12 protein-coding genes are annotated in these 15,489 nt (G+C 55.6%); 6 read left to right on the top strand and 6 right to left on the bottom strand.

Annotated elements, in window-relative coordinates; genetic code table 11:
* Positions 1 to 60: 60 nt before the first annotated feature.
* Genes ptsN through npr form a run of 3 tightly spaced genes read left to right on the top strand, consistent with a single transcriptional unit; the run spans position 61 to position 1,718 of the window.
* On the top strand, positions 61 to 549 hold the full coding sequence (gene ptsN / locus EDF81_RS15930; RefSeq protein ID WP_123349142.1) for a PTS IIA-like nitrogen regulatory protein PtsN: 489 nt from the start codon (positions 61 to 63) through the stop codon (positions 547 to 549).
* A gap of 45 nt (positions 550 to 594) precedes the next feature.
* Positions 595 to 1,449 carry an RNase adapter RapZ gene (gene rapZ / locus EDF81_RS15925; RefSeq protein ID WP_123349141.1) on the top strand — a complete coding sequence of 285 codons (855 nt, stop codon included), beginning with the start codon at positions 595 to 597 and terminating at the stop codon, positions 1,447 to 1,449.
* Positions 1,446 to 1,718, top strand: a complete 273-nt coding sequence (npr, locus tag EDF81_RS15920; RefSeq protein ID WP_123349140.1) for a PTS phosphocarrier protein NPr — start codon at positions 1,446 to 1,448, stop codon at positions 1,716 to 1,718. Before rapZ ends, npr begins: the two co-directional genes overlap by 4 nt.
* Positions 1,719 to 1,736: 18 nt before the next feature.
* On the opposite strand, the gene EDF81_RS15915 is transcribed toward npr, so the two are convergent.
* The 6 genes from EDF81_RS15915 to EDF81_RS15885 form a co-directional block, all read right to left on the bottom strand.
* Positions 1,737 to 2,216, bottom strand: coding sequence for a type VI secretion system tube protein TssD (locus tag EDF81_RS15915; RefSeq protein ID WP_123349139.1), 480 nt, complete (start codon positions 2,214 to 2,216; stop codon positions 1,737 to 1,739).
* Positions 2,217 to 2,429: 213 nt separating this feature from the next.
* Positions 2,430 to 3,104 (bottom strand): hypothetical protein, encoded by a 675-nt coding sequence (locus EDF81_RS15905; RefSeq protein WP_123349137.1) that lies wholly within the window; start codon positions 3,102 to 3,104, stop codon positions 2,430 to 2,432.
* Between the two features lie 124 nt (positions 3,105 to 3,228).
* Positions 3,229 to 3,960 (bottom strand): monofunctional biosynthetic peptidoglycan transglycosylase, encoded by a 732-nt coding sequence (mtgA, locus tag EDF81_RS15900; RefSeq protein WP_123349136.1) that lies wholly within the window; start codon positions 3,958 to 3,960, stop codon positions 3,229 to 3,231.
* Complete coding sequence (gene elbB, locus EDF81_RS15895) at positions 3,957 to 4,610, bottom strand: isoprenoid biosynthesis glyoxalase ElbB (RefSeq protein ID WP_123349135.1); 654 nt, start codon at positions 4,608 to 4,610, stop codon at positions 3,957 to 3,959. The genes mtgA and elbB overlap by 4 nt, the downstream gene beginning before the upstream one ends.
* 232 nt (positions 4,611 to 4,842) lie before the next feature.
* Positions 4,843 to 7,179 (bottom strand): aerobic respiration two-component sensor histidine kinase ArcB, encoded by a 2,337-nt coding sequence (gene arcB, locus EDF81_RS15890; RefSeq protein ID WP_123349134.1) that lies wholly within the window; start codon positions 7,177 to 7,179, stop codon positions 4,843 to 4,845.
* A gap of 83 nt (positions 7,180 to 7,262) precedes the next feature.
* On the bottom strand, positions 7,263 to 8,192 hold the full coding sequence (locus EDF81_RS15885; protein ID WP_123349532.1) for a TIGR01212 family radical SAM protein: 930 nt from the start codon (positions 8,190 to 8,192) through the stop codon (positions 7,263 to 7,265).
* A 681-nt stretch (positions 8,193 to 8,873) separates the two neighbouring features.
* Between EDF81_RS15885 and gltB the strand changes: the two genes are divergently transcribed.
* From gltB to EDF81_RS15870, 3 genes are all read left to right on the top strand, one after another.
* Positions 8,874 to 13,334 (top strand): glutamate synthase large subunit, encoded by a 4,461-nt coding sequence (gltB, locus tag EDF81_RS15880; protein WP_123349133.1) that lies wholly within the window; start codon positions 8,874 to 8,876, stop codon positions 13,332 to 13,334.
* Between the two features lie 9 nt (positions 13,335 to 13,343).
* Entirely contained in the window at positions 13,344 to 14,762 is a 1,419-nt protein-coding gene (locus tag EDF81_RS15875) for a glutamate synthase small subunit (protein ID WP_123349132.1), read from the top strand.
* A gap of 224 nt (positions 14,763 to 14,986) precedes the next feature.
* Entirely contained in the window at positions 14,987 to 15,484 is a 498-nt protein-coding gene (locus EDF81_RS15870) for an RNA polymerase sigma factor (protein WP_123349131.1), read from the top strand.
* Positions 15,485 to 15,489 lie beyond the last annotated feature (5 nt).

Below are 15,489 nucleotides of genomic sequence, written 5' to 3'. Positions count from 1 at the left end.
CGGTAGGCGGGCCGCCAGCAACCGCTGGTACCTGCTTACCGGAAACGCCCAGGTGAAATTATGATGAACAACGATTCGACTCTACAACTGAGTAATGTCCTTAACCAGGAATGTACCCGCAGTGGCGTTCACTGCCAGAGCAAAAAACGCGCGCTGGAAATTATCAGTGAACTGGCCGCTAAACAGCTTGGCCTGCCCTCGCAGCTGGTGTTCGAAGCGATACTGACCCGTGAAAAAATGGGCAGTACCGGTATCGGCAACGGCATCGCCATTCCGCATGGCAAGCTGGAAGAGGACACGCTGCGCGCCGTGGGCGTATTCGTCCAGCTGGAAACGCCGATCGCGTTTGACGCCATCGATAACCAGCCGGTCGATCTGCTGTTCGCCCTGCTGGTGCCGGCAGACCAGACGAAAACCCACCTGCATACGCTCTCCCTGGTGGCAAAACGACTGGCAGACAAAACCATTTGCCGTCGCCTGCGTGCGGCGCAGAGCAATGAAGAGCTGTATCAAATCATCACCGAAACCGAAGGCGGTGAAGGTGAATAACGGCGATATAGCGTCGCTTCAGGCTGGAGTGAGGAGAAACGACAGATGGTGCTGATGATCGTCAGTGGACGCTCAGGATCCGGGAAGTCCGTCGCCCTGCGTGCGCTGGAAGACATGGGATTTTACTGTGTTGATAACCTGCCCGTTGTGCTGCTGCCAGCGCTGGCAAATAGCCTCTCCGAGCGCCAGATATCTGCCGCTGTCAGTATCGACGTGCGTAATATGCCGGAGTCACCGGAAATCTTTGAACAGGCGATGGCAAACCTGCCCGACGCGTTCTCACCTCAGCTGCTGTTCCTCGACGCCGACCGCAACACGTTGATCCGTCGCTACAGCGACACCCGTCGCCTGCACCCGCTCTCCAGCAAAAACCTCTCTCTGGAGAGCGCTATCGACAAAGAAAGCGATCTGCTGGAGCCGCTGCGCTCCCGCGCCGATCTGATTGTCGATACCTCAGAAATGTCGGTCCATGAGCTGGCCGAAATGCTGCGTACTCGCCTGCTGGGCAAGCGTGAGCGCGAGCTGACAATGGTGTTTGAATCCTTTGGCTTTAAGCACGGTATCCCTATCGATGCCGACTACGTTTTTGACGTTCGCTTCCTGCCAAACCCGCACTGGGATCCGAAATTGCGCCCTATGACCGGTCTGGATAAACCCGTTGCAGCCTTCCTTGACCGCCATACGGAAGTGCACAACTTTATCTACCAGACCCGCAGCTATCTTGAACTCTGGTTGCCGATGCTGGAAACCAACAACCGTAGCTATCTGACGGTCGCCATTGGCTGTACCGGTGGTAAACACCGTTCGGTGTACATTGCTGAGCAGCTGGCGGATTACTTCCGTTCACGCGGCAAGAATGTGCAGTCCCGCCATCGCACGCTGGAAAAACGTAAAGCATGACCGTCAAACAGACCGTAGAGATCACTAACCGCCTGGGCATGCACGCTCGCCCGGCGATGAAGTTATTTGAGCTGATGCAGGAGTTTGATGCCGAAGTGCTGCTGCGCAACGACGAAGGTACCGAAGCGGAAGCCAGCAGCGTGATTGCCCTGCTGATGCTGGACTCCGCCAAAGGTCGGCAAATCGAAGTTGAGGCGACAGGCCCGCAGGAAGTCGAAGCGCTCGCTGCGGTGATCGCGCTGTTCAACGCCGGGTTTGATGAAGATTAGTTGCGTCTCCGAATGGCTTTAAGCTGTCATCATCTCGTTCCAGCCATCTTTAAACTGGATATTTCCGTCAACGTACTTCCAGGTTATCGTTTCATAGCGCATCTCAATGTTTTCCAGGTGGGTTCCCGTCATGCCGGTTGGTACAAGAGATGGGGTAATGCTGGTGATTTTTACGTTTTCGAGCACAATATTAAAGTATTCCGTTTCAATTCCCGCTTCTGTGATTCGATACATTCTGATTGTGGCTGATTTTAACGTTCTGCCCTGGCACAGCGCACGAAACAACAGCGGTGTTGTTCGGTCAAACTCCTTCTGAAACACTATCGGAGTGTGGACCCTTGTGCCGGTCAGTTTTCCGCGGTATGCATCAACAGGAATAGTGACGTTATGCGTTAATGTGCGCATTTCTATCGAGCCGAGGCGCGTTGGCATCAGGCATCCGCCGAAAAGAGGCGCATCGTTTTCATCTGTTAGCCATAAATGAGCAGGCGTTGACATATATAATATCCTTATAAAGTTAACGAGGTCGATTAAACCAGATAACAAAAGCAAAGGTCAGGATTATAAAAACACCCGTTGCCTGAAGCGCATAAGGCCTAAAATACGTTACAGCGAAGGCTCCGAAACCAACAATAAAAATAAGTGGGACATAGCCCCAAAAAAAATAGGAAGCCTGAGCGCTTAACCACTGTTTCAGGAATTTCAACATATCTACTTCACCATGTTTATTATTGTGCTGACAATGTCGTGCTCGAATGCACGAGCTTTCATAAACACGGGCTCAACAAGAAAATACATCATATCGAGTTTTTGCACGTACAGCGCATGGTAATACATGGGGGCCAGCAGCTTCAGCCGCTCCGAGCTTTCTGCAGCACGCTGCACTACGCCATATAATCCAATACCGGTCACAGCGAGCGTCGTGGCTTTACCTGCCCATTTGACTATTGAAGAATTAAAACTGATACCGAGACAAACAGTCGTTGTTATTCCAATAACAAAAGCCTGATTATTTAACGCACTGGCAGAGATAACTATGCCTGCTTTTAGTAACCTTGATTTAATCGCTTCAATCTGTTCTCGCGTTTTGAATCTAAAAATCTCTTCAAAATAGATGTGGATCATTCTGTATATAATGTCGCGATTTTTTACCAGCTCCACGACCCCCTCAAGGAAGCGAAGGTCTTGTTCTTTAAGTTTTGCACAGACATCCTGATAATTGTCCGTGAAACAAGATGTGTAATATAACAAGCGAGTTGCACCGTCGCCCATCTTGCTGGCTTGTTCAACTACCTGATTCTTTACGCCTGAAAGCACTTTTTCAAGCTGAAGTGCCATCAGTTTATCGGCCTGAATACCGTCGATGATCAAGTCACTATGGTACATGATTCTTCCCTGGTGATTAAAAATCCTCCTGATACAAGGCTATCATGCGCCTGTTGAAACAATAATGGTCAATTTTTGAGGGAAAATGTGAACCCGGTAAGCCAGGATTTGACGGCTTCCCCGTCTACGGATGCAACGCATGCTCCCGCATAAACCCTTCCCCGCCGAGCTGCCGCATCTGGCGCAGGATCCACGCCTGACGGCTGCGGACATAGCCTGACGGCGCCGCCGCTTTAAAGCGAATAGGGTTGGGCAGCACGGCAGCCAGCAGCGCCGCGTCCGAAGCGGTCAGCCGACTGGCCGACTTGCCAAAATAACGCTGCGATGCTTCTTCCACGCCATACACACCGTCGCCAAACTCGGCGATATTCAGATAGACCGTCAGGATCCGCCGCTTACTCCACACGGTTTCGATGCCCAGCGTTAATCCCGCTTCCAGCCCTTTGCGCAGCCAGCTGCGCCCGTCCCATAGAAACAGGTTTTTTGCCGTCTGCTGAGAGAGCGTGGAGGCGCCGCGAATACGCCGTTCATTGCGTTCGTTGTGGGCCAACGCTTTTTCAATCGCCGCCACGTCAAAACCCCAGTGCTGAGGGAATTTCTGATCTTCTGCGGCAATCACCGCCAGCCCCATCGAGGGAGAAATATCCTCCATGCTGACCCAGCTTGAATTGGCCACCCAGCGAAAATCGCCCTGCAGCCAGCTGCTCAGCTGACGTTCGACCATTACCGCAGAAAACGGAACCGGCACCACGCTGAATAGCGCGATACCGCCGCCCCAGAACAGGGCGAAGATCAGTGCGATCCGCAGCAGTAGCCGTTTGATCCAACGCCACAGCGGGAAACGCCCTCGGCTCATTCAGCGAGGACCAGCACGCGGGAGACCAGTTTCTCAATGCCGGTCGCCGCTTCGGCAATATCCTGCGCCAGCATATAGGCCGGCGTGGTCACGATTTTATTCTCCTCGTCGACCACAATATCATCCACTGGACAGGGCACGTGTTCCGCACCCATCGCCTCCAGCACTTCGCCGGTATCGACATCGGTACCGATAGTGATCCGCAGCGGGAAGTCGAAAATTTTGGGCAGCATGGCGGGCGCAATACACATAAAGCCCAGCGGTTTTCCTGCCTGATGCATCGCCAGGGCCAGCGAACGCAGATCGTCATCGACCAGACACTCCGCGCCCTGTGTGGCAAAGTTGCTTAAATTCTTTGCCGCACCAAAGCCGCCAGGCACGATCAGCGCATCCAGCGATTCAGCCTGTGCCTCAGCCAGCGGTTGTATCTGACCGCGAGTGAGTCGTGCCGCTTCAAGCAGCACATTACGGCTCTCGGCCATCGGTTCGCCGGTAAGGTGATTGATAACATCTGCTTGTGTTTTATCCGGTGCAAAGCAGATGGCCTGGGCATCTGAGCGAGCGATCGCCAGAAGCGTAATCACCGCCTCATGAATTTCAGCACCGTCATAGACCCCGCAACCACTGAGCACTACGCCAATTTTTTTCATTCTGCTCTTCCTTTTTCACGCCGCACGGACATAATTAATAAATCTGATTTAATCGCTATGCTTCACACATTTTACTGATTCATGTAACAAAGTATTTAATATTTGCTATCTTATGTGCGTGCAATCCACTTTCTCTGGTTGCGTTCTTAAATCATAACTATCCCAAGAATCTCGCGCAGCCTCGATTTCCCTGGTGTTGGCGCAGTATTCGCGCACCCCGGTTAATCCGGGGTCATTTTTTTTCAGCGTTTGCCACCCAGGCCTTGAGCACCGCGACATCGTTCTGCCACTCCTGCTTCATCTCTTCCACCCAGTCGCCCACGTTATCCCACCAGGCAGGCAGGTCAGGAGACTGAATTTGTTGCCCCAGCTGCTGCAGATGACGCAGACCGATAGACCCGGCGGCACCTTTAATCTTATGCCCCTCTTCGACCACTCTTTTCTGGTCCCGGGCAGTAAGATTTGATTCGAGCACGCTAAGATAGCCCGGCATCATCTTCTCAAAGACCGCCAGCCCGTCGTTAATCAGCTTCGGCCCGACCAGATCGAGATACTGCTCAAGCATGGCGATATCCAGCAGCGCCTGCGATTTACTGTTGTCCACGTTTGTCACGCTCTCTTCCTTTTCCTGTTGGGTATCCCAGAACTTTTTAATCATGGCAGTTAATGCCGGGACCGCCAGCGGTTTGCTCAGAACATCATCCATACCGGCATCCAGATACTCTTGTTTATCTTTCAGCACGTTGGCGGTCAGGGCCACCAGCGGCGGCAGCGTATCGCGGGTATAGAGCCGGGTCAGGGTGCGGGAGATATCGAGGCCGGTCATATCCGGCAGCTGAATATCCAGCAGCAGCAGGTCATATTCGCCCGGCTCAAACATCTCCAGCGCGGCCGTGCCGGTCATGGCGACGTCGACGCTGCAGCCCAGTTTCTCCAGCACCGAGCGGGCAACGATCACGTTCAGCTCAATATCTTCAACCAGCAGCACATGCAGGGCAGGCAGCGGCATATCGTCGTCTTCAAACGCATCCTCCACCTCTTCCGCCACCGCCGGTGCATGCACCGTCAGGACAAAGGTCGAGCCTTCACCCGGCTGACTGACAACGGTAATATCGCCGCCCATATTTTTCGCCAGCCGCCGCGATACCGCCAGGCCGATGCCGGTCCCGGTCGCCGGTTTACCGCCGTGGCTGTCTTTCACCTGATAGTACATGGCAAAAATCTTGTCCTGCTCATCCTGAGGAATACCGATCCCGGAATCCGCCACCTCGAAGCGCAGCGTGTCGTCCGCCTCGAAGCCCACGCGTACGGTCACCTGACCCTGCTGGGTAAATTTCATCGCGTTGCTAATCAGGTTCCACAGGATCTGCCGCAGTCGGGTACCGTCGGTGACCACCTTATGTGGCAGCGGCAGCGACGGCTCCAGCACGAAGCGCAGGCCTTTCTGCTGCGCCTGCAGGCCGGAAAGGTTTTCCAGATCGGCAAGGAAACTGGTGAAATCGAGCGGCTGGTTATCCAGCTGTACCTTGCGGCGCTCCATCTTGTCCATATCGATAATATCGTTGAAGATATGGCCCAGCGTTACCGCCGAAACGTGGATCGTTTTCAGGTACTTTTCCTGCTCGCCCGTCAGCTCCGTATCCAGCAGGATCCGGCTCAGGCCCACGATGCCGTTCAGCGGGGTACGCAGCTCGTGGCTGATGGTGGAGATAAAGGTGGTCTTGTCACGGCTGGCGCGCTCAAGAGCATCCTGATAGCGCTTACGCTCGGTAATATCGCGGCCAAAGCCCATCAGGCCGTGACGTTTGCCCACCCGGTCGTAATAGGGCACTTTGCGGATTTCAAAGCAGGCTTTGCGTCCGTCCGGGTAGTCCAGCCACTGCTCATAGGTCAGAGAGACGTTGTGACGGAAGACTTTTTCATCCGTCTCAATCACTTTTTCCGCCGCTTCCTCCGAGTAGACATCCTGCGGCTTAAGGCGAATCAGCTGTTTTTCACTCTTGCCGGTCAGCAGCTCCATCGCCCGGTTACAGCCGGAGAACTCTTTATCTTCATTGCGATAGAACACCAGGTCCGGCGAGGCATCGAGGAAGGAACGCAGGAAGGAGGACTGCTGCTCCAGCTGGATTTGCGTCTCTTCACGCTCTTTCATCTCGATCTTCAACTGCTGGAAGGTCGCCTGGCGTTCGGTTTCCGCTTTTTCACGGTCGGCGATTTCCTGGTTTAGCCTGGCGATATTGTCTTTCAGCTGGACGTTAAGCTTCAGGTCGCGCTCGCGCATCTCCTCCAGCTTCTCAACCAGCCTCGACAGACGCTGCCGGGACTCCTCCAGTTGCTCCACCACCACCGATAAGAAATAGACCGCCCACGGCGTAATCAGCAGGCCAAAAAAGATGGAGCGAATCACATCAATACTTTCCACCTGACCGTGCAGCACCATAGTGACGGCCATCTGCACGACAATCGCCAGCACTACCAGCGCCAGCGCCAGCAGCAGCGAAAAGCGCACCAGCCCGAGCTTCATCATCAGGTCGACGTAGTATTGCGCCAGTAAACGGATTTGCTTCATAGAGGATTCCTTCAGACAACGTCGCACCATCATACTCAATTCCTGGCAAGGCGTTGAAGATTGCGTAAAAAATGCGGAGCAGGTTAAACGGCGGGGTTAATCCAGGGCGTGCCCAGCGCGGAACCCTGCACGCCGTGCGCGTTAAGATAGCGATCCAGCTCAACCATGCCGGTCCAGCGGTTTTCGCACCACAGCGGAGCCAGAAGCGTCGGGCGACGGGCGCTGGCGGAAATACGGTGGAAAATAATCTCCGGCGGCGTATGGCGGATCATCTCCCCGGCCGTAACGGTGTACTCGTCAAGCTCAATGCCGTTGAGTCGGCCTGCCTGCCAGGCTTTCGCCATCGTGCTGCCGGTAACGATATGCAGCGGATGCAGCTTAATGCCGTCCACGCCCGTCTCCACCACCCGCTCCAGCGTCTCCAGGCAGGCCTGTTGCCCTTCTCCAGGCAAACCGACAATCAGATGGCTGCACACCTTCAGACCGCGCTCACGCGCCAGCCTGGTGGTCTGCTGATAGCAGGCAAAGTCGTGGCCGCGGTTAATACGGTGCAGAGTTTTATCGTGGGCGGTTTGCAGCCCCAGTTCGAGCCAGACCTCATAGCCGCGATCGTGATATTCACTGAGGAGATCCAGCACCGCCTCCGGCACGCAGTCGGGCCGGGTGCCCACGCAGAGACCGACAATGCTCGCCTGGGTCACCGCCTGCTGGTACATGGAACGCAGCACCTGCACTTCAGCCCAGGTACTGGTATAGGCCTGGAAATAGGCCAGATAACGTCTGGCACGGTTCACCAGTTCCGCCTGATGCGTGAGCTGTTCGGCAATCGAACGGTGCTGCTGCGCCTCATCGGCAAAAGAGGCCACATTACAGAAAGTGCAGCCGCCGCGCCCGATGGTGCCATCGCGGTTAGGACAGCTAAACCCGCCATGCAGCGTCAGCTTATGGACTTTTTGCCCGTAGCGACGCAGAAGATCCCCACCAAACATATTGACTAATTTCTGTAACTGCATAATCTGATAGACCGCCCCTGAGAAAGGGGTAAAGCCTGCCATTTTTAGCCCTCTTCAGCGATGACCTGGATCAATCGCACGGGGAGGTGCTTACCTATTGAATAAAAAATCAAGATTACCGCAATTTCATTCACCCTAAGGCTGATTACTTTTCCTTATGGCTGATGCCTTTTTTTGCCAATCGGCCGCCCCGGATAAAAACAGTGTCTTCAATCAAGCCACATCGACTTTGCAGCATTAAATATTGCCAATAGCGACGCAGCAAGAAGAGTGCATTAATAACAGCGCTTTTCTATAGTGAGACAGATCACACTCTTATACCGACCGTTGTAGCAATTCTGCAATGTAAAATATTGAAAATATCCATTGATATCATTTGGTTAAATGACATTTAGACCATTTTTGCATAAATAAGATTGCCATTTGACCTGTGTGCCGATTCCCGATAAGTTGGAAATCCGCTGGAAGCTTTCTGGATGAACACTCTGTTCATCATATTTATGCAGTAATTAAGATTCCCTCTTAAGCAAGTCCTCAATACTTGTTTGACCACGCGAAAAGGATAGAAAGAGGGCGAATGCGAGGCAGGCGTATGAAACGCCAGACCCCGTCGCCAAGCCCTTTCTGTGCCCGCTCGCCAGGTTTGAGGGTGTCCCGTAGAGCCTGGGGAGGTTCACTGATATGTTGTACGATAAATCCCTTGAGAAGGATAACTGTGGTTTCGGCCTGATCGCCCACATAGAAGGCGAACCTAGCCACAAGGTAGTGCGTACCGCTATACACGCACTGGCCCGAATGCAGCACCGTGGTGCAATCCTCGCCGACGGTAAAACCGGTGACGGTTGTGGCCTGCTGCTGCAAAAACCGGATCGTTTTTTTCGCATCGTTGCCGAAGAGCGCGGCTGGCGTTTAGCGAAAAACTACGCGGTCGGGATGATCTTCCTGAATAAAGACGGTGAGCTGGCCTCAGCCGCACGTCGCGTCGTGGAAGAAGAACTGCAGCGTGAAACGTTGTCGATTGTTGGCTGGCGCGATGTGCCGACCAACGAAGGCGTGCTGGGTGAGATCGCCCTCTCCTCTATGCCGCGCATTGAGCAGATTTTTGTTAATGCCCCGGCTGGCTGGCGTCCACGCGATATGGAGCGTCGCCTGTTTATCGCCCGTCGCCGTATTGAAAAACGCCTGCAGGAAGATAAAGAGTTCTACGTCTGTAGCCTCTCTAACCTGGTGAATATCTATAAAGGTCTGTGTATGCCGGCGGATTTGCCGCGCTTCTACCTGGACCTCGCGGACCTGCGTCTGGAATCGGCCATCTGCCTGTTCCACCAGCGCTTCTCCACCAATACCGTACCGCGCTGGCCGCTGGCCCAGCCGTTCCGCTATCTGGCACACAACGGTGAAATCAACACCATCACCGGTAACCGTCAGTGGGCGCGCGCGCGTACCTATAAATTCCAGACCCCGTTAATCCCCGATCTGCACAACGCCGCGCCGTTTGTTAACGAAACCGGCTCCGACTCCAGCTCAATGGATAATATGCTTGAGCTGCTGCTGGCGGGCGGAATGGATATCGTGCGCGCGATGCGTCTGCTGGTGCCACCGGCCTGGCAGAACAACCCGGATATGGACCCGGACCTGCGCGCATTCTTCGACTTTAACTCCATGCATATGGAGCCCTGGGACGGCCCGGCAGGCATCGTGATGTCAGATGGCCGCTACGCAGCTTGTAACCTTGACCGTAACGGTCTGCGCCCGGCGCGCTACGTTATTACCAAGGATAAGCTGATCACCTGTGCCTCCGAAGTGGGTATCTGGGATTACCAGCCGGACGAAGTGGTCGAAAAAGGCCGCGTCGGACCGGGCGAGCTGATGGTTATCGATACCCGTATCGGCCGCATCCTGCACTCCGCAGAAACCGATGACGATCTGAAAAGCCGCCATCCGTATAAAGAGTGGATGGAGACAAACGTTCGTCGCCTGGTACCGTTCGAAGATCTGCCGGATGAGCAGGTTGGCACCCGCGAAATGGACGACGATACGCTTGCCAGCTACCAGAAGCAGTTTAACTACAGCGCCGAAGAGCTGGATTCCGTCATCCGCGTGCTGGGTGAAAACGGCCAGGAAGCCGTCGGTTCAATGGGTGATGATACCCCGTTTGCCGTGCTCTCCAGCGAACCACGCATTATTTATGACTACTTCCGCCAGCAGTTCGCGCAGGTTACCAACCCGCCGATCGATCCGCTGCGCGAAGCCCACGTGATGTCGCTGGCGACCAGCATCGGCCGTGAAATGAACGTCTTCTGCGAGGCAGAAGGCCAGGCACACCGCCTGAGCTTCAAGTCACCGATTCTGCTCTACTCTGACTTCACACAGCTGACCACCATGGAAGAGGAGCATTATCGCGCCGACGTCCTGGATATCACCTTCGATCCGCGTGAAAGCAGCCTCGAAGAGACGGTCAAAGCGCTGTGCGATAAAGCAGAGCAGATGGTGCGCGACGGCACCGTCCTGCTGGTGCTGTCAGACCGCCAGATCGCCAAAGATCGCCTGCCGGTTCCGGCACCGATGGCGGTGGGTGCGATCCAGACTCGCCTGGTCGATAAGAGCCTGCGCTGCGATGCCAACATCATCGTTGAAACCGCCAGCGCCCGCGATCCGCACCACTTCGCCGTGCTGCTCGGCTTCGGTGCGACGGCAATTTATCCGTACCTGGCCTATGAAACCCTGGCGAAGCTTATCGATACCCATGCGATCGACAAAGCCTACCGCACGGTGATGCTGAACTACCGTAACGGCATCAACAAAGGTCTGTACAAGATCATGTCCAAAATGGGCATCTCGACCATTGCCTCCTATCGCTGTTCGAAGCTGTTCGAAGCTGTGGGTCTGCATGCGGATGTCTCCGGCCTCTGCTTCCAGGGTGCGGTTAGCCGCATCGGCGGCGCGGGCTTCTCCGACTTCCAGCAGGATCTGCTGAACCTGTCGAAACGTGCCTGGCTGGCGCGTAAGCCGCTGTCTCAGGGCGGTCAGCTCAAGTATGTCCACGGTGGCGAATATCACGCCTATAACCCGGATGTCGTGCGCACGCTGCAGCAGGCGGTTCAGTCCGGCGAGTACAGCGACTATCAGGAGTATGCGAAGCTGGTTAACGAGCGCCCACCGGCGACGCTGCGTGACCTGCTGGCCGTGAATCCGAACGGCGACGTAGTCAGCATCGATGATGTCGAACCGGCCACCGAACTCTTTAAACGCTTCGATACCGCGGCCATGTCTATCGGTGCTCTCAGCCCGGAAGCCCATGAAGCGCTGGCTGAAGCCATGAACAGCATCGGCGGCAACTCTAACTCCGGCGAAGGCGGTGAAGATCCTGCGCGTTACGGCACCAATAAAGTGTCCCGTATCAAGCAGGTGGCATCCGGTCGCTTTGGCGTTACGCCTGCTTATCTGGTCAACGCCGATGTGATTCAGATTAAAGTGGCTCAGGGCGCGAAGCCGGGCGAAGGCGGCCAGTTACCGGGTGATAAGGTGACGCCGTATATCGCTAAACTGCGCTACTCGGTGCCGGGCGTTACGCTGATCTCCCCGCCGCCCCACCACGATATCTACTCTATCGAGGATTTGGCGCAGCTGATTTTCGACCTGAAACAGGTCAATCCGAAGGCGATGATCTCCGTGAAGCTGGTTTCTGAGCCTGGCGTTGGCACCATCGCCACCGGCGTGGCAAAAGCCTATGCGGATCTGATCACCATCGCTGGCTATGACGGCGGCACCGGTGCCAGCCCGCTAAGCTCCGTGAAATACGCGGGCTGTCCGTGGGAGCTGGGCCTGGTGGAAACCCAGCAGGCGCTGGTGGCTAACGGTCTGCGCCATAAGATCCGTCTGCAGGTGGATGGCGGCCTGAAAACCGGTCTCGACATCATTAAAGCCGCTATTCTCGGCGCAGAAAGCTTCGGTTTCGGTACCGGCCCCATGGTTGCGTTGGGCTGTAAATACCTGCGTATCTGCCACCTGAACAACTGCGCAACGGGCGTGGCAACTCAGGATGACAAACTGCGTAAGAACCACTATCACGGCCTGCCGTTCAAAGTGACCAACTACTTTGACTTTATCGCCCGTGAAACTCGCGAGCTGATGGCCCAGCTTGGCGTGAAACGCCTGGTGGATCTGATTGGCCGTACCGACCTGCTCAAAGAGCTGGAAGGCTTCACTGCCAAACAGCAGAAACTTGAGCTGTCGAAACTGCTGGAAACCGCACAGCCGCATCCGGGTAAAGCCGTGCACTGCACCGAGCATAACCCGCCGTTTGATAACGGGGTGCTCAATGCGCAGCTGCTCCAGCAGGCAAAACCGTTTGTTGACGACCGCCAGAGCAAGACTTTCTGGTTTGATATTCGCAACACCGACCGCTCCGTGGGCGCTTCGCTGTCCGGCTATATTGCCGAATCGCACGGCGACCAGGGCCTGGCGGCCGATCCTATCCGCGCGCACTTTAGCGGTACTGCAGGCCAGAGCTTCGGCGTGTGGAATGCCGGCGGCGTAGAGCTGTTCCTGACCGGCGATGCGAACGACTACGTGGGTAAAGGTATGGCCGGTGGCCTGCTGGCAGTACGTCCGCCGGTCGGTTCTGCCTTCCGCAGCCACGAAGCCAGCATTATCGGTAACACCTGTCTGTACGGCGCGACCGGCGGTCGCCTGTTCGCAGCGGGCCGTGCGGGCGAGCGCTTCGGGGTGCGTAACTCCGGTGCTATCACCGTGGTGGAAGGTATCGGCGACAACGGCTGTGAATATATGACCGGCGGTATCGTCTGTATTCTCGGGAAAACCGGCGTCAACTTCGGCGCGGGGATGACCGGCGGCTTCGCCTATGTCCTCGACGAAAGCGGCGATTTCCGTAAGCGCGTCAACCCGGAACTGGTGGAAGTCCTGAGCGTCGACGACCTCGCCATCCACGAGGAGCATCTGCGCGGTCTGATTACCGAACACGTGCACCACACCGGCTCCCAGCGCGGCGAAGAGATCCTGGCGAACTGGCCGGCGTTCTCGGCGAAATTTGCCCTGGTGAAACCAAAGTCGAGCGATGTCAAAGCCCTGTTAGGCCACCGCAGTCGTAGCGCGGCAGAGTTGCGCGTGCAGGCGCAGTAAGGAATTTAGATGAGCCAGAATGTCTACCAGTTTATTGACTTGCAGCGTGTCGATCCGCCCAAGAAAGCGCTGAAGATCCGTAAAATTGAATTTGTTGAAATCTACGAGCCGTTTTCAGAAGGCCAGGCCAAAGCGCAGGCAGACCGCTGCCTCTCCTGCGGCAACCCTTACTGCGAATGGAAGTGTCCGGTACACAACTACATCCCCAACTGGCTGAAGCTGGCCAATGAAGGACGTATTTTTGAGGCGGCCGAGCTGTCTCACCAGACCAATACCCTGCCGGAAGTCTGCGGCCGCGTCTGCCCGCAGGACCGTCTGTGCGAAGGTTCCTGTACGCTCAACGACGAGTTTGGCGCGGTGACCATCGGCAATATCGAGCGCTATATCAATGATAAAGCCTTCGAGATGGGCTGGCGTCCGGATATGACCGGCGTGCGCCAGACCGACAAGCGCGTGGCCATTATTGGCGCAGGTCCGGCAGGCCTCGCCTGTGCTGATGTACTGACCCGCAACGGCGTGAAGGCGGTGGTGTTTGATCGCCACCCGGAAATCGGGGGTCTGCTGACCTTCGGTATCCCGGCCTTTAAGCTGGAGAAAGAGGTGATGACCCGTCGCCGTGAGATCTTCACCGATATGGGTATTGAGTTCAAACTCAACACCGAAGTGGGCCGCGATATCCAGATTGACGATTTGCTGAAAGACTATGATGCCGTCTTCCTCGGCGTCGGTACCTATCAGTCCATGCGCGGCGGGCTGGAAAACGAAGAGGCGCCGGGTGTCTTCGACGCCCTGCCGTTCCTGATTGCCAACACCAAGCAGATGATGGGCTTTGGCGAAACCGCCGACGAGCCTTATGTCAGCATGGAAGGCAAACGCGTGGTGGTGCTGGGCGGTGGCGATACGGCGATGGACTGCGTACGTACGTCCATCCGTCAGGGCGCAACCCACGTTATCTGTGCCTACCGTCGTGATGAAGAGAACATGCCTGGCTCGAAGCGTGAAGTGAAAAACGCCCGTGAAGAAGGGGTGGAATTCCAGTTCAACGTGCAGCCGCTGGGCGTCGAAGTCAACGCCAACGGTAAGGTATCCGGCGTGAAGATGGCGCGTACCGAAATGGGCGCACCGGATGCGCAGGGCCGTCGTCGGGCAGAGATCGTTGCGGGCTCCGAGCATGTGGTTCCGGCAGACGCGGTAGTGATGGCGTTTGGCTTCCGTCCACACAGCATGGAGTGGCTGGCGAAGCACAGCGTCGAGCTGGACTCTCAGGGCCGCATTATTGCCCCGGAAGGCAGCGAAAACGCCTTCCAGACCAGCAACCCGAAAATCTTTGCCGGTGGCGATATCGTGCGCGGCTCCGACCTGGTGGTCACGGCGATTGCCGAAGGCCGCAAGGCTGCGGACGGCATTATGAACTACCTGGAAGTGTAATCGTTGATGCCCGGCAGCCGGGCATCACATAACAAAACAGGGCCGAAAGGCCCTGTTTTAGATTGATAACAACGTCAGTTCCTCAAAGAACCCTCTCCCCATTAATACCCGTTTGACACTCTCCCGCCCGACGTTTCTGTCGCCATTAATAACTTCTCATTGAAAATGAGAATCATTTATGTGATTTATAGTCGCTTTGATGGCAGCCCTTCAGGGAAAAGTTAATGTCCAATATTGAACTGCAGGTGCTGTTTAAACGTTATGCCCAGCCGCTGTTGGCGTATCTGAAAAGCCAGCTAAATGATGCGCAACTGGCTGACGATCTGATGCAGGAGAGTTTTGCACGACTCACCGAGCATTATCCTCAGGGAAAAATACAGGATAGTGAGTCCTGGCTGTTCCGCACGGCCAGGAATTTGCTGTTCGATCATTACCGTCAGCAGCAGCGGCGGCAAACGACCGCGTTCAGCGATGAGGAGATGGCCCACTTTCCCAGCGGCGATCCGAATGCTGAACAACGTGCGATTGACCACCAGCAGGTCGAGATAGTGGTAGCCCAACTGTCGACCCTACCGGAGCGGACGCAAACTATTTTCCGCCTCAGCCGGTTTGAGGGGCTGCCGCAGACGGAAATTGCGACGGTGCTTGGCGTGTCGCTCAGCACCGTAGAAAAGCATCTGGCGCAGGCACTGGCCACCATGATGAGCGGAATACAAAAATAGTGGCA

Origin of the sequence: Enterobacter sp. BIGb0383 (assembly GCF_003751845.1) — a bacterium.
In the GTDB taxonomy this organism is placed as follows: Bacteria; Pseudomonadota; Gammaproteobacteria; order Enterobacterales; family Enterobacteriaceae; genus BIGb0383.
The sequence above is the reverse complement of the archived record's forward strand: the minus strand, read 5'-3'. Positions and strand labels throughout refer to the sequence as shown.

Excerpts from the sequence above, each read along its gene's own strand:
- ptsN (WP_123349142.1), top strand. The coding sequence starts at position 61 with ATGATGAACAACGATTCGACTCTACAACTGAGTAATGTCCTTAACCAG.
- rapZ (WP_123349141.1), top strand. The coding sequence starts at position 595 with ATGGTGCTGATGATCGTCAGTGGACGCTCAGGATCCGGGAAGTCCGTC.
- npr (WP_123349140.1), top strand. The coding sequence starts at position 1,446 with ATGACCGTCAAACAGACCGTAGAGATCACTAACCGCCTGGGCATGCAC.
- EDF81_RS15915 (WP_123349139.1), bottom strand. The coding sequence starts at position 2,216 with ATGTCAACGCCTGCTCATTTATGGCTAACAGATGAAAACGATGCGCCT.
- EDF81_RS15905 (WP_123349137.1), bottom strand. The coding sequence starts at position 3,104 with ATGTACCATAGTGACTTGATCATCGACGGTATTCAGGCCGATAAACTG.
- mtgA (WP_123349136.1), bottom strand. The coding sequence starts at position 3,960 with ATGAGCCGAGGGCGTTTCCCGCTGTGGCGTTGGATCAAACGGCTACTG.
- elbB (WP_123349135.1), bottom strand. The coding sequence starts at position 4,610 with ATGAAAAAAATTGGCGTAGTGCTCAGTGGTTGCGGGGTCTATGACGGT.
- arcB (WP_123349134.1), bottom strand. The coding sequence starts at position 7,179 with ATGAAGCAAATCCGTTTACTGGCGCAATACTACGTCGACCTGATGATG.
- EDF81_RS15885 (WP_123349532.1), bottom strand. The coding sequence starts at position 8,192 with ATGCAGTTACAGAAATTAGTCAATATGTTTGGTGGGGATCTTCTGCGT.
- gltB (WP_123349133.1), top strand. The coding sequence starts at position 8,874 with ATGTTGTACGATAAATCCCTTGAGAAGGATAACTGTGGTTTCGGCCTG.
- EDF81_RS15875 (WP_123349132.1), top strand. The coding sequence starts at position 13,344 with ATGAGCCAGAATGTCTACCAGTTTATTGACTTGCAGCGTGTCGATCCG.
- EDF81_RS15870 (WP_123349131.1), top strand. The coding sequence starts at position 14,987 with ATGTCCAATATTGAACTGCAGGTGCTGTTTAAACGTTATGCCCAGCCG.